The sequence below is a fragment of the Nocardia sp. NPDC051756 genome (assembly GCF_040681495.1).
Taxonomy (GTDB): domain Bacteria; phylum Actinomycetota; class Actinomycetes; order Mycobacteriales; family Mycobacteriaceae; genus Nocardia.
Genome location: NZ_JBFAYV010000005.1, coordinates 501,447 through 514,128 on the forward strand (window position 1 = coordinate 501,447; position 12,682 = coordinate 514,128).

Annotated in this window: 11 protein-coding genes; 4 read left to right on the forward strand and 7 right to left on the reverse strand. The window is 67.5% G+C overall.

All coding sequences use genetic code 11. The features are described 5' to 3' along the window. Window positions 1-53: 53 nt before the first annotated feature. Window positions 54-1,601 (reverse strand): FAD-dependent monooxygenase, encoded by a 1,548-nt coding sequence (locus AB0M22_RS24300; RefSeq protein ID WP_364730955.1) that lies wholly within the window; start codon window positions 1,599-1,601, stop codon window positions 54-56. 108 nt (window positions 1,602-1,709) lie between these two features. On the opposite strand from AB0M22_RS24300, the gene AB0M22_RS24305 reads away from it, so the two are divergent. From AB0M22_RS24305 to AB0M22_RS24315, 3 genes are all read left to right on the forward strand, one after another. After that, window positions 1,710-1,907, forward strand: coding sequence for a helix-turn-helix domain-containing protein (locus tag AB0M22_RS24305; protein ID WP_364731957.1), 198 nt, complete (start codon window positions 1,710-1,712; stop codon window positions 1,905-1,907). A 6-nt stretch (window positions 1,908-1,913) separates the two neighbouring features. Next, a complete protein-coding gene (locus AB0M22_RS24310; protein ID WP_364730958.1) occupies window positions 1,914-2,396 on the forward strand; it encodes a Clp protease N-terminal domain-containing protein in 483 nt (160 codons plus the stop codon). A 254-nt stretch (window positions 2,397-2,650) separates the two neighbouring features. After that, the gene (locus tag AB0M22_RS24315) at window positions 2,651-3,379 is read left to right on the forward strand and encodes a peptidylprolyl isomerase (protein WP_364730961.1); all 729 of its coding nucleotides are present in this window, start codon (window positions 2,651-2,653) and stop codon (window positions 3,377-3,379) included. A 70-nt stretch (window positions 3,380-3,449) separates the two neighbouring features. On the opposite strand, the gene AB0M22_RS24320 is transcribed toward AB0M22_RS24315, so the two are convergent. The 6 genes from AB0M22_RS24320 to AB0M22_RS24345 form a co-directional block, all read right to left on the reverse strand. Then, window positions 3,450-3,890, reverse strand: a complete 441-nt coding sequence (locus AB0M22_RS24320) for a VOC family protein (RefSeq protein WP_364730964.1) — start codon at window positions 3,888-3,890, stop codon at window positions 3,450-3,452. 94 nt (window positions 3,891-3,984) lie between these two features. After that, entirely contained in the window at window positions 3,985-4,731 is a 747-nt protein-coding gene (locus tag AB0M22_RS24325) for a methyltransferase domain-containing protein (RefSeq protein ID WP_364730967.1), read from the reverse strand. Between the two features lie 48 nt (window positions 4,732-4,779). After that, window positions 4,780-5,994 (reverse strand): Fic family protein, encoded by a 1,215-nt coding sequence (locus tag AB0M22_RS24330; RefSeq protein WP_364730970.1) that lies wholly within the window; start codon window positions 5,992-5,994, stop codon window positions 4,780-4,782. A gap of 124 nt (window positions 5,995-6,118) precedes the next feature. Further along, a complete protein-coding gene (locus AB0M22_RS24335; RefSeq protein WP_364730973.1) occupies window positions 6,119-7,633 on the reverse strand; it encodes a glycosyltransferase family 39 protein in 1,515 nt (504 codons plus the stop codon). Further along, the gene (locus AB0M22_RS24340; RefSeq protein WP_364730975.1) at window positions 7,626-8,261 is read right to left on the reverse strand and encodes a TetR/AcrR family transcriptional regulator; all 636 of its coding nucleotides are present in this window, start codon (window positions 8,259-8,261) and stop codon (window positions 7,626-7,628) included. Before AB0M22_RS24340 ends, AB0M22_RS24335 begins: the two co-directional genes overlap by 8 nt. Before the next feature lie 18 nt (window positions 8,262-8,279). Then, window positions 8,280-9,530, reverse strand: coding sequence for a carboxylesterase family protein (locus tag AB0M22_RS24345; protein ID WP_364730978.1), 1,251 nt, complete (start codon window positions 9,528-9,530; stop codon window positions 8,280-8,282). Window positions 9,531-9,690: 160 nt separating this feature from the next. On the opposite strand from AB0M22_RS24345, the gene AB0M22_RS24350 reads away from it, so the two are divergent. Continuing rightward, a complete protein-coding gene (locus AB0M22_RS24350) occupies window positions 9,691-12,585 on the forward strand; it encodes a tetratricopeptide repeat protein (RefSeq protein ID WP_364730980.1) in 2,895 nt (964 codons plus the stop codon). Window positions 12,586-12,682: the final 97 nt, after the last annotated feature.

The window sequence follows — 12,682 nt, forward strand, 5'->3', positions numbered from 1 at the left end:
CGTTCTCGCACAACCGTTTCGGCTTCCGCGCATCGCCGAGGCGGACTGCGGGCTCACGCCTGGGGCTCGCCGAACCAGTGGGTCAATGCGGCAGGCAGCGACTGGACAGCCGCACCGGACCCGTCGGCCGACTCGGCCCAGGCCACCAGGCCATCCGGACGGATCAGGAGCGCGGTGGCAGGTCCGTGCTCACATTGCGCGTATTGGTAGTCGACCCGGTTTGCCCAGCCTGCGGCGACCTCGCGCAGACCGACATCGAGATCGAGGCGGCCCTCGGGGCCGACGAGGTCGAGCAGGACCGGACGCCCGGCGTGCAGCAGTTCTGCGACGCTGGTGACTCCCGAATCTGTACGCAGCGGGAGATCCGGTGCCACCCCACCGATAAGCGGAGACGTCGTCGAGTCTGCGCCGGGCATCGGGTAGCGCAGGTCTGTGCCCGCCAACATTTCACCGATTCGACGGGTCGCCTGCTCATCGCGGAGGAGTTCGCCGAACACTGCGCGCAGCGCGGCAGCGTCGTCGGTACCGGCCGCCAGCGCGGTCTGCGCGCGGGTCTGCATCAGCGCTCGCGCACCGGCGCGCCACCGCTCGTCCTGGTAGGTGTCCAGCAGTCCGGGCGAAGCCCAGCCCTGGACCGTTCCGGCCAGCTTCCAACCGAGGTTGAGCGCATCGGTCAGGCCGACGTTGAGCCCGGCGCCGCCGGCCGGAAACAGATGGGCCGCATCACCCGCCAGCAGGATCCGGCCCGCGCGGTACCGGTCGGCCTGCCGCGCCTGCGCGGTGAAGCTCGACAGCCAAATCGGTTCGCCGAGTGGAACTTCCGTGCCGAGCACCCGGTGGATCGCGGCCTCTAGATCCGACAGGGTCAGCGAGCGGTCGGCGACGGCGGTCGGGTCTTCCTCGGTCACCGACACCAGCAGGACATCCGGGGTGAACGACGCGAAGGCGAGGACGCCGCGTTCCGTGCGAGTGAAACCCGTCTGCACCAGGCCGACCCCCGGCACCTCGAGGTCGCCGTTGTCGAGTCTCGTCACCGAGTCGGGCATGGCCACGTGGCCCAGCCGAGTCACCTCCGGATAGGTAGTCCCCGGGAATTCGATCCCCGCCGCCATGCGCACGGGGCTTCGTCCGCCGTCGCAACCCACCAGATAGCTTGTGTCGAGCCGGTATTCGCCGTCCGGACCGCAGACCTGCACGGCGACGCCTGCCGCATCCTGGCGCACGCCGCTCACCTCGTGGCCGCGGCGGATCTCGACACCGAGTTCCTCGGCCCGCTCGCCCAGCAGCTGCTCCAGCCGTGGTTGCGGGATGAGCAGCAGTTGCAGCGGACTCTCCGGCAGACCGGAGAAATCCAATCCCATTCCACCGAACGGAAATCCGGGCGCCCGGCCGGTGAACGAGCCGGCCGCGCTCAGCCGCGCCAGCAGTCCCCGGTAATGCAACAGCTGCACGATCTGTCCGGCCAGACCGTTGGCTTTGGGCAAGTCGCGTGGCCGCGGCTGACGCTCCAGCACCACCGGCCGCACGCCCGACAAGCTCAACTCACAGGCAAGCAGCAGGCCCGTCGGACCGGCACCTACCACGATCACCTCGGCGGTCATCAGCTCACTCCTGTTCAGCGAGGCGCTTCGAGGCGGCTTCCCCGAGCCCACGTTCGTCAGTTTGATTTGACATGCGGTCCCTGTCAAATCAAACTGACAAACGTGGAGATGGACGAACTCGCGCAACGACTTCGCTCGAACGACCCTGCCGTGGGCTTACGAGCGGTAGGCGCGCTGCACCGACTCGCCGAGCAGGTCGAGCGGGCCGCCGTCGCACATGCCAGAACGCAGGGGTGGACCTGGGAGCAGATCGGCGATGCGCTCGGCGTGACCCGTCAATCGGCGCACACGAAGCACGGAAAGTGAGATGTCATGTGGGAGCGGACGACCAAGGCGATCCCGTTCGCGGCGGTACTCGACGCCGCGCTCGGCGAAGCGGGCCAGCGCGGCGCACGCAAACTCGGCACCGACCACCTGCTACTCGGCCTCCTGCACGACGCCGATTCGGTAGCGGCCCGCGCGCTCGGGGTCACGCTCGAGGATGCGCGGGCGGCGCTCGATGATCTCGATCGGGCGGCGCTGGCCACGATCGGACTCGATGTATCGGGCCTCGAACTGCCTGCCCCGCAGGGCAAACGGCTGTCGTTGAGCCGCAACAACGTCACCTCGAGCTCCCGAGCCGTCTTGCACAGCGCCGTCGAGGCGACCGGCCGGAAAACCCGCCACCTCGCCCCGAGCCATCTGCTCAGATCCATACTCGCACTGCGAGAACCGGATCCGGCCGCGGAACTGCTCGGCCGCCTCGGCGTCGATACGGAGGTCAGCAAACACCGCCTCGCCGCGCTCGAGGCCTGACGGCGTCGCATACTTCGCGGATTCCGCACATAGCGCAGAGACATCTGTCATCGGACTGGCGGCACTGTCTTGTCGTATTCCATAGCCTGCGAACATCTATCGACAACCGGAGGAACTCGTCAGTTATCGACCCGGCAACCTGGTGTTCGAATTCGGGGGGATCGTGACCGTCCCTGCACGCAAACGGCGGCGAGATGGGATGATTCGGCTCGGCATCAGCGGGTGCGCAATCCGAATGAAGGAGATTCCTAGCGGTGAGCAGCGAAGTGCAGGGGCGGCAGTTCGGCAACAGCAAACGTGGACGGCGGTTCGGCGTGCCGCGCGGGGTGCTGCGCGTGGTCGGTGTCGCGGCCGTCGCGGCGGCGCTCGCGGCATTCGCGTCCGGCGGCGTTTCGGCGAACACGTGGACCGTGCGCACCCAGCAACAGCCCGGGCAATGCGCAGCGCCCGCGGAAGGCGCGGTGACCGCGCGCACCTACCCGGCTCCCGGCCCGGCCACCGAACCCGGCGCCAGCTACTCGGCGACGCTCGACACCACCTGTGGCGCAATCCAGATCGCGCTCGACTCGCGGGCACCGCAGACGGTCAACTCGTTCGCGTTCCTGTCCAACGAGAAGTACTTCAACCACACCAAGTGCCACCGGATCACCACCCAGGGCATCTACGTCCTGCAGTGCGGCGATCCGACCGCGCAGGGCACCGGCGGCCCGGGCTACCAGATCCCGGACGAGAACCTGGCCGGCGCCACCTACCCGGCGGGCACCGTCGCGATGGCGAACGCGGGGCCGAACACCAATGGCAGCCAGTTCTTCCTGGTCTACCAGGACAGCCCGTTGCCCCCGAGCTACACCCCGTTCGGGCGCATCACCGCCGGCCTCGACGTTCTCCAAGGCGTCGCCGCGGCCGGCACGCGCGACGGCAGCCCCGACGGTGCGCCGCGTGACGACGTCGTCCTGAACAAGGTCGAAACCACCAAGATCTAGTTTCTCCCCTCGAGACAATGGCGGCGTCCCCTGACGCCGCCATTGTCGTTTTCCTAGGGTCTGCGCGAAATCAGTTGGGGGGCTGGCCGTTCAGGAAGTAGACCGCTTCCCAGAGGTGGTCGTCGGGGTCGGTGAAGTAGCCGGAATAGATGCCCCAGGGTCGTTCGAGGGGCGCGCGGACGATGGTGCCGCCGGCCTGTTCGGCTTGGTCGAGGATGCGATCGACGTCTTCGCGGGCGTCGACGAAGAAGCCGAGACTCATCGGTGAGCCGGCCACGCGATCGACCGGGAGCGCGGCGTCCGCGGCCAGGTCGCTGCGCGAGTAGAGCGAGAGCATAAGGCCATTGCCCAGGGTGAACATGGCCGCCGAGCCACCCGGGGTGTCGCCATCCGCGACATATTCGGTGCCGATGATGCCCGGCGAGGAGAGCCCGAGGCCGTCCCGATAGAAGCGCAGTGCGCGTTCGAGATCGCTCACACCCAGGGTGATCGCGTTGATATGGACCTGCATGCTCGCACTCCTCCGCTCGACGTGGGGTGAACCCCAGTCAACCCGCGCGACAGCAGTTGGTCTTGAACGAATCGGACAACGGCGCGTCGCCGATTCACCCACCCCGCCGGGCGAGGGTGATGATCTCCGGACTGACCGCCGTCACCGGGCTGCGATCCCAATCCCCGAACTGCTCCGCCACCACCAACCCCGCCTCGGACAAGAACGCGGCCAGCCGATCCTGGTCGAGAAACCGCAGCGTGCTGTGACTCACCTCGGGCTGATCCCACCGATCGCAGGTGAAGGTGTGCGTGAACGAAACCAGCTCCCCCGCAACCGGTTCCACGACCTGACACACACAACGCACCATCGCCCCCTCCGCATCCGACACCACCTCGGAATACCGCCGATCCCACGTCTCCCATTCCCGCACAAGCGGATTGCGCGTCTCGAACGCAAAGCAGCCGTCCTCGGTCAACACCGAAGCGATCACCGCCAACGTAGCCCGCAACTCCGCATCCCCGACCAGCACCTGAAACGCATGCCCGGTCATCACCACCAACTCGAACTGCCGATCCCACCCCCGCACCGCCCCCGCATCCCCCAGCACCCACTCGATATCCCCCTGCCCCCGTGCAACTTCCAACATCCCCACCGCCGGATCCAACCCACACAACCGCCCGCCATGCCCCTCCCGCCGAGCCCGCCGCAACAACTCCCCCGTCCCACACCCGACATCGAGCACAGCCCCCGCACCCATCACCAACGGCAAATAAAACCCGAAGTCCCCCCGCCCCTCCCACGGATTGAACCGGTCATAAACCGCAGCCAACCGCACCTCACCGAACGCCCTGTCGACCATCCCCGAAGCGTGTCAAAACCCCCGCCCCACCGCCACCCGATTTCCGGCTCAGCCGCGTACACGCCGGATTCCAGCCGCGAAATCGTCCAGTGCGGTGAGAATGGAGTCGGCTTGCCAGACCCTGTCGCGGGTTCGTTGAGAGACCTCGTGCAGCACACCGAATTCGACCAGGCGATCGATGGCACGTTGGGCCGCGACATCGCTGACTTCGAAGGTCCGAGTCAGGTAGGCGTTGTCGATCACCGGTTGTGCAACCAGCACGTCGATCACCCGCCAGACCACCGAATCACTACGAGCAGTGATCTTCTCGCGATACTCCGCGCGAATCGAACTCAGTTCCTCGACAAGCTGAGTTCCGCTACCGATGGCGAAGAACGCCGCGTCGATGAACTGACGAACGATCGGCGCGGGGTCGCCGGCTCGGTACTGGTTCAACCCCTCGAAGTACGCCGCCGTATTGACCAGCAGCCCGGCCGAAATCGGTACGGTCACATGCCGCGTCAGTCCCTTGCCGCGCAGCATCGCATGTACCAGAGCCCGTCCGGTGCGGCCGTTTCCATCAGTGAACGGATGGATTGTCTCGAATTGTGCGTGCGCCAGGGCGATTTGGATGACCAGGGGGATGTCGTTCCGGCGCACGAAACCGACCAAGTCGGCGATCGCGTCCGGCACCCGCTCATGATGTGGCGGAACGAAATCGGCGACGTGCGGGCCGATATTGCTGCCACCGATCCATACTTGTTCGGTCCGCCATCGACCGGCATGGTCCGGGTTGGACGATTCGAGCAGCGCCCGATGCATGGTCAGCAGCGTTTCGGCATCGACCGTGCGACTCAGTTCGACCGCTGCCTCCATCGCCCGAACATTCGCGGTGACGATTCGCGCATTACGGTTCGTGTGCTTGCCCAGTTCCGCGAGCGCGAGTTGCCGGGCACCGACGGTCAGATTCTCGATCTGCGACGACGCGGCGCTCTCCGTCCGCAGCAGCACGGCGCTCATCGGCCCGAGTTCGCAGTCCGTGCCCAGCGCGGCGGAAACGTGGGCGTCGAATCGTGCGAGTTGGTTTGCCGACTCTTCCGCCTCGGCCAGCAGACCCGACGGCAGCTCTACGACAGCATCCGCGATAGCGGGAAGTACAGCTGCCGAATAAGGACCCGCATGCTTGCGCAGCTGGGTCCGCGATGCGTAGGTATCACGAATCGCCCACGGGCGCTCTTCGTACGCGACCGCAGGCCACAGCGGTACCGCCGGATCGTTCACCATCCTCGCACGTTACCAAACCTTAAGGCGATAAGGTTCGGTAAGTGACATCGTTACCGAACCTTATGCCGATAAGGTTCGGTAACGGATGGCTCAACTGAACGCTACGGGACGCAGCAGCCGATGCTCAAAGCTTCATCAGGTCGGGCCAGGTTTGGGACCAGGGGGCGTGGGGGTTGTCGCAGCGCCAGATGGTAACGTCTCGGGTGGAGCCGGGGAAGCCTAGGCGGGTGTCGGCTCGGCCGATGGGGGTGATCGTGCCGAAGAGGGGGCGGACGTCGGATTCGTCGTTGCCTACCCAGAGGACGGTGGTGGCGGTGTCGGGTGGGGTGCCGAAGTAGCCGAAGCCGCGGCTGGGGCTGTAGACGGCGGGGAGGTCGGTGCCGAAGATATCGAGTGCGCTTGCCTGCCAATAGGAGTCGGTGATAACGACGACGCCGGCGCGGTCGGCCTCGGGGAGGGATCGGTAGGCGGCGGTCGTGGCCGCGGCGAGTTCGGGCCAGCCGAACTTGCCGTAGACGCCGATCGACAGGCCCGCGTCGGCCTCGCTGGTCGCGGGCTTGATCTTGGACTCGGGTTGCCATGGCATCGTAAATGCCGCCAGCACAATGGATATGACGATCACCGTGCTGGTGACGACCGTGCGCAGGCGGCCGGTCTTCGCGGTCCATCGCACCGCGCCGGCGGCGAAGAGCGCGGCGTAGCAGCCTGCCGCGTAGTAGGCCCGACCGTTGGTGGCGATGAACGCGACCGCGAGCAGCAGCGGGAGCAAGGCAAGGAATCGGTACTGGCGCAACGGTTCCCAGCGGAACAGGGTCACGATTCCGTAGACCAGCAGCACGCCGCCGAGCAGTCCGGCGGACGCCATGGCCAGCGGCAACCAGGTGTAGCGGCCGCCGACGGTGGCCTGTTCCTCCGCGACCACCGCGCCGAGCCGCAGCTGGGGCCAGTCGTGCGCGGCCTGCCAGATCAGGCTCGGCAGCGTCACGCAGAAGACCAGCACCCCGCCCAACCACAGCGCCGGGCGGCGGAACAGGTCGCGCGGGCCGTAGATCGCCACGCCGATCGCGACGGCGATCCAGAAGAACGGGATCAGCCATTTGACCTGCATATCCAGGGCGGTGGCCAGGGCCGCCGACAGCAGCAGCGAGTCGTGCCTCGTACGCACCCAGCGGATGAGCAGCCAGCTGATCAACACCCACAGCGCGGTGTCGATGGTGTTGGTGGCCAACTGAGTTCCCTGCACCAGCAGGAAAGGTGAAGTCGCGTAAGCGGTCGCGGTGAGCAGCTGGGCGTTGCGTGAGCCACCGAACTCCCTGGCGATCTGCGCACTGATCAGCACCGCGGCGACCGTGACCAGCATTGCCGGAATACGCTGCGCCACCATGGATTCCGGCGCGATCGAGTCCATCAGCCGGGCGATCGCGGGCAGCAGCGGTCCCTGATCGGCGTAACTGACGGCTAGCCTGCGTCCGGCGGAGATGAAATACAGCTCGTCGCCGAAGAATCCGTATCGCCCCGCCGACGCCAGCAGCGCGATCGCCGCCACGACCGCGATCGCACCGACCCCGGCGACCGCGAACGGCGGCAGCTCCTCGGTCGTATCAGCTTGCCGCGCTTGCGTTGTCGTCGCGTCAGTCATCTGCCCCCACCTTTCGCGTAGCCAAATCGAACAGCCGGCACATGTGCGCGGCGTACTCGTCCATATCGAAGTCCGGCTCCCGGATCGCGCGCCCGGCCGCACCGTCGATCGCGTCCCGGATGGACTTCGCCATCACCAGCGGATCGAATTCGGCGAAGTCCCCGGCCTGCTGGCCCGCGCACATGATGTCGACGAGCGGCACGATGATCTCCCGCTCACCGTCGGCCGAGGCGAACTTCGGTTTGCCGTCCGCGTCGCGCAGGTTCAGCACCACATCCGTCAGCGCCGCGACGTAGTTCGTGTTCGCGGCGATGAACGCGAGATTGGATTCGATATAGGCCAGCAACATGTTTCGCGGACCGACCGCCGCGGCGACCTTCGGCCCGATGTGCTCCGCCCCCGATACGTACAGCTGGACGACCAGCTGCGTCATCAGATCGTCCTTGCCGGCGAAGTGGTAGGAGATGACCCCCTTGGAGATCCCGGCATGCTCGGCGATCCGCGCCAGCGACGCATTGCCGTACCCGACCTCGGAGATCACCTCCACCGCGGACGCGATGATCTGCCGCCGCCGCGCTTCCTCGATAAATGACCTTTGTTGGCCATCCGGACTATTTTCTGACCGCACGGCCAAATATTAGCACGATCAGCCAGTGAAGTGCCGGGTGCTGCCGCGCTCCCACCCCGGATCGCCGTCGCGGACGAATCCGATCCAGCTGCCGCGCATCTCGTCGACCAGCCGCTGCGGGCGCTCGCCTTGCAGCATCGGCGCGTCCCGCCAGGCTTCCGCGTCGCCGAGCAAGAACGGCAGCTCGAGGCAGTGGCACGCACCGAACGGACTGCCGTCCGGCTGCCAATCGAACCGGTACAGCCACGGCGCGACACCGCGCTCGCCGAGCGCCGCACCCAGCCGCCGGGTCGGCCCGCCGAAGCCCTGTTCGGTGGCCTGCTCCATGGCGTCCCAGTCGTCGGAGAAGAACGCCGCCGCCTCATCCCTGGTCGTCCCCAGCAGAATCGGGATGGTGCTGTCCCTGCCCACCGTGCCCGCCGGGTCGGCATCGACCAGCGTCCCGTCCCCGGTCAGCTGAAACGGCGGGATGATCCGGGAGGGCGCTCGACTCGCGACCGCGGACTGCGCGGCCAGCAACTCGGCCACCGGCACCGCCCCGAGCTGCTCGGCCTCGATGCCCAACTCCTGCAACAACTTCCCACCGGTCTGCGCCGCCTCGTCCGGCGTGGCCGGCCGCATGCTGAGCGGTGTGCTCTGCAAAACGGCCTGCTGGAACAGCCCGCTCCCCTGCTCGCCGGACAGCATCGCCACCAGCGATATCGCACCCGCCGACTGCCCGGCGGCGGTCACCCGGCCGGGATCACCGCCGAATGCCGCGATGTTCTCGCGCACCCAGGTGAGCGCGGCGATCTGATCGAGCAGCCCCAAGTTGCCGTCGCTCACTCCGGGTAACCGCAGATACCCGAACACGCCGAGCCGATAGTTCACGGTCACCACCACGACATCCCCCAGCGCCGCGAACTCCGCCCCGGAGTACCACCCGAGACTCCCTGCGCCACTGGAGAATCCACCGCCGTGCAGAAACACCAGCACCGGATGCCCCGCGCCCGGCGGCGCCCACACATTCAGCGACAGACAATCCTCCCCCTGCCGAATCTCGAAGTCCCCCATCACCCGCGCCAGGCGCGAAGCCAATTGCGTTGCCGCCGGACCGAATTCGATCGCATCCCGAACACCGTCCCACGGCGCACTCGGCTCCGGCCGACCGAACCGCGCGGCCTGCGCATAGGGAATCCCCCGATAGGCCGTCACCGCCCCCTCGACAACCCCACGTACTTTCCCCGCGCCGGTCTCGACTACGGCCGACTGATCGATCTCACTGGTCATGCGTCCGAGTCTGCCGCGATCACCCTCACTGAGCCACCACACGCCGCGATCCGCCGACCCAACACCCAGACCGGACGGATTCGGTCATCTGCTCCGCCACGTCCCGCTGATCATGAAAGTTGGTGGCTGAGGCGATTGCTGGGCGGGGTATGTTTCCTGGATGGGAGGACGACTGGCCCTGGTGGTGGGGTCGGAGTGCGCGGCGTTGCCCGAGTTGGGCTTCGTGCACGGACTGGCCGCAGACTTGTGTGCCAGGCTCAGGCGTGACGGCGGGTGGGAATCGGCGACCGCGCACGACGGACCCGTAATCGACCCCGGCGCAGGCGAACTCGCCGACGTCATCGCCACGGCATTCGAAACGGCCGGAGCCCGGCAGGCCAGCCTGCTGGTCGCGTTCATCGGACACGGCGTCACCACCGGCCCCGAGGACTTCTATCTCCTCGCCTACGATTCGCCTCCGGTACCCGACTCACGCACCGCCGTGCACCTCACCCAGTCGATCCGCGAACGACTGAACCGATCCACTCTCGACGGCCTCGTCGTCCTCATCGACACCTGCGAAGCCGAACAAGGCGTGCAGGGCGCGGCCCGCCGCTGGACCGACCTGCTCGCCAGATCCGCAGGGCGCGTGGAACTCCTGGTCGCCTCCGACGACGGCCCCGCCTACAACGGCTGCTTCACCAGGACGATGCTCGCCACGTTCGAGTCAGGCCTCGCGACCCGCGGCGAAAACCTGCTCCCCGCCGACCTGGTCGACCCGATCGCCGCGAGCTGCATTCAGCAACGCCCGCAGCATCTGTCGTACGCCATGGGCGCCGAATCCGCCGCACCGGGCGGCGATCCCGGCCTCTGGCTGCTCCCCAACCCGGCCCGCCGCCGGGACGCGCTGACCGGACGTCCGGCCGCCGGCTTCGTCGACCATCTCACCCGCCGCCTGCAACTGACCGGCGCCATCCGCGAACGCCTCACCGAGATCATCGAAAGCGGCAGTCACCGATTGCGGGCGATCGTCGGACCGCCCGCCGCCGGGAAATCGACCCTGATGGCGATGCTGATTCGCCCGACGATCGTCGACAGCCTGCCGATCGCCCCCGAATACGTCACCGCAGCGGTGTTTTTGACCGCGGGTAGTTCCATCGAGGCGGTCGCCACCGAACTGTCGGCCCAACTCAGCGTCCGCCTGCCTGGCTTCGCCGACGCGGTGCGCGAGGTCCGAGCGCTGGCCGAGAGCGGCGAGACCAAGCCCGATGTGTTCGACATCGAGGTCGGCCGCCCGATCACCCGATCGGCCAGTCCGGGAACCCGGGTCACCATCGTGCTCGACGGCCTGGACCAGCCGGAAGAGGGCAGCCGCGCCCTCCTCATCCGCGCGATCGCGAGCCTCACGACGGCCGCGGAATTCGCCCACGTTCGCTTGGTGATCAGCATCCGCGCCGGAACCGGCGTCGAGGACACCCCGGAACTCGCGCACATGCACCGAATCACCCTGCCGGAACCCACCGCCCGGGACGTCGCCGACATCCTGGTGGGATCCACCCGCGCCAAAGTCGCTCGGTACCACTCGGATACCTGGGTCAACTGGATCGACGCGCTACTCGCGGAAACGCCCACCCGCGTGTTCAGCGACTCGCACGCGGTCGCGAGCGGCTGGCTCGTCGCACGCCTGCTGATCGAGGTCGACTCCATGGTCACCCCGGCGGAGGTCGCCGAAGGCATCGGACTGGACACCGTGGTGGCGCATCGAATCGGCGACGCGATCGCCTCGGCGAACCCCGAAATCCGCACCGCGCTCGGACCATTACTCGGGCTGCTCGTCGCCGCCGGCGTAGGCCCGGTGCTGCCGATCGAACTCGCCGAGGCGGCCCTCGCCCGGCTCGGCACCGAATTGAGCACCGCGCAGATCCGCGACCTGCTCGTCGGACTCGGAGTGCTGATCACCCGCGGCCGCCCCGGTGCCACCGGCGAAGCATTCGGTGTCACGCACGGCGCGCTCCTGCCGGGCCTCACCGGGGAAATGACCAGGCGCGGAATAGAACTCGAAACCATCCACCGCGCCATCATCGCGGTCATCGAAACCGACTCCGCCCCAACGATCGCCGAGTACGCGCGCAACTCGGCCGTCCGCCACTACCTGGCCTACCGGGACGGCGACGCGGCAGCGCACTACCTGACCCGCACGGCAGCACCGGTTTTCGCCGACAACCGGGATACCTGGGCCGCCTGGCTGCCTTCCTTCGGCACCGCGCTCGGCCCCGACGCTCCCGCGACCCTGACCGCCCGCCACAACCTGATCGCCTGGCGGGCAAGGAATTACGACATCAACCATCAGGTGGGCGAGTTTCTCCAGGGACTGACCGACTACGTCGTCGAGCAGGGCGGCGACCTCCCTCCGCAGCCGTCATCGCCAGAGCTCAGCGAAGACGCCGATCTGCGGGCAATCGCCGCCGAATTCGAGCAGGTGCTCGCCGCCCGGATACGCGTCCTCGGCCCCGCCGACCCGAACACCCTCACCACCCGGCGCGAACTCGCCGAATGCCGAGCCAAGCTGGGCGATCTCGCCGCTGCCACCACCGAGCTCGAGCAGGTACTCGCCGGGCAACTGGAAACCGTGGGCCCGGACCACCTCGAAACGCTCGCGACCCGCCGCGCACTCGCCAACTATCGAGGCGCGACCGGCGACCCCGCGCACGCTGCCACGGAATTGACGCGCGTACTCGACGACCGCCACCGCGTCGCCGGACTGGCGGACACCTACTCCGAGGAAGTCCTGCACTACGAGATCGCGGACTGGTTCCAGCGCGGCGGCGACGGTCCCGCCGCCTTCGCTATCTTGGCACGGCTGGTCGCCGAGCAGACCGAAGCCCTCGGCGAAAACGACGACGACAGTCTGCGCATCCGGTACCGAGTTGCCGTCCTGCACAGCGAGAACGGCGATATCGCCGGCGCTGTCGAGAGAATGACGGAGCTTCGCGCCGACTACCACCGACTGCGTGGCGCCGAGCACGTCATGATCAAGGTCCTGACCGCCCACCTCCAGCTCTTGGAGCACGCCTGATCACACGAAAAAGCCGCGCCCCCAACGGAGACGCGGCCCTTCGTACTGAAACCTACAGGTACTGACCCGTGCTGGATTCGGTGTCGATCGCCCTGCT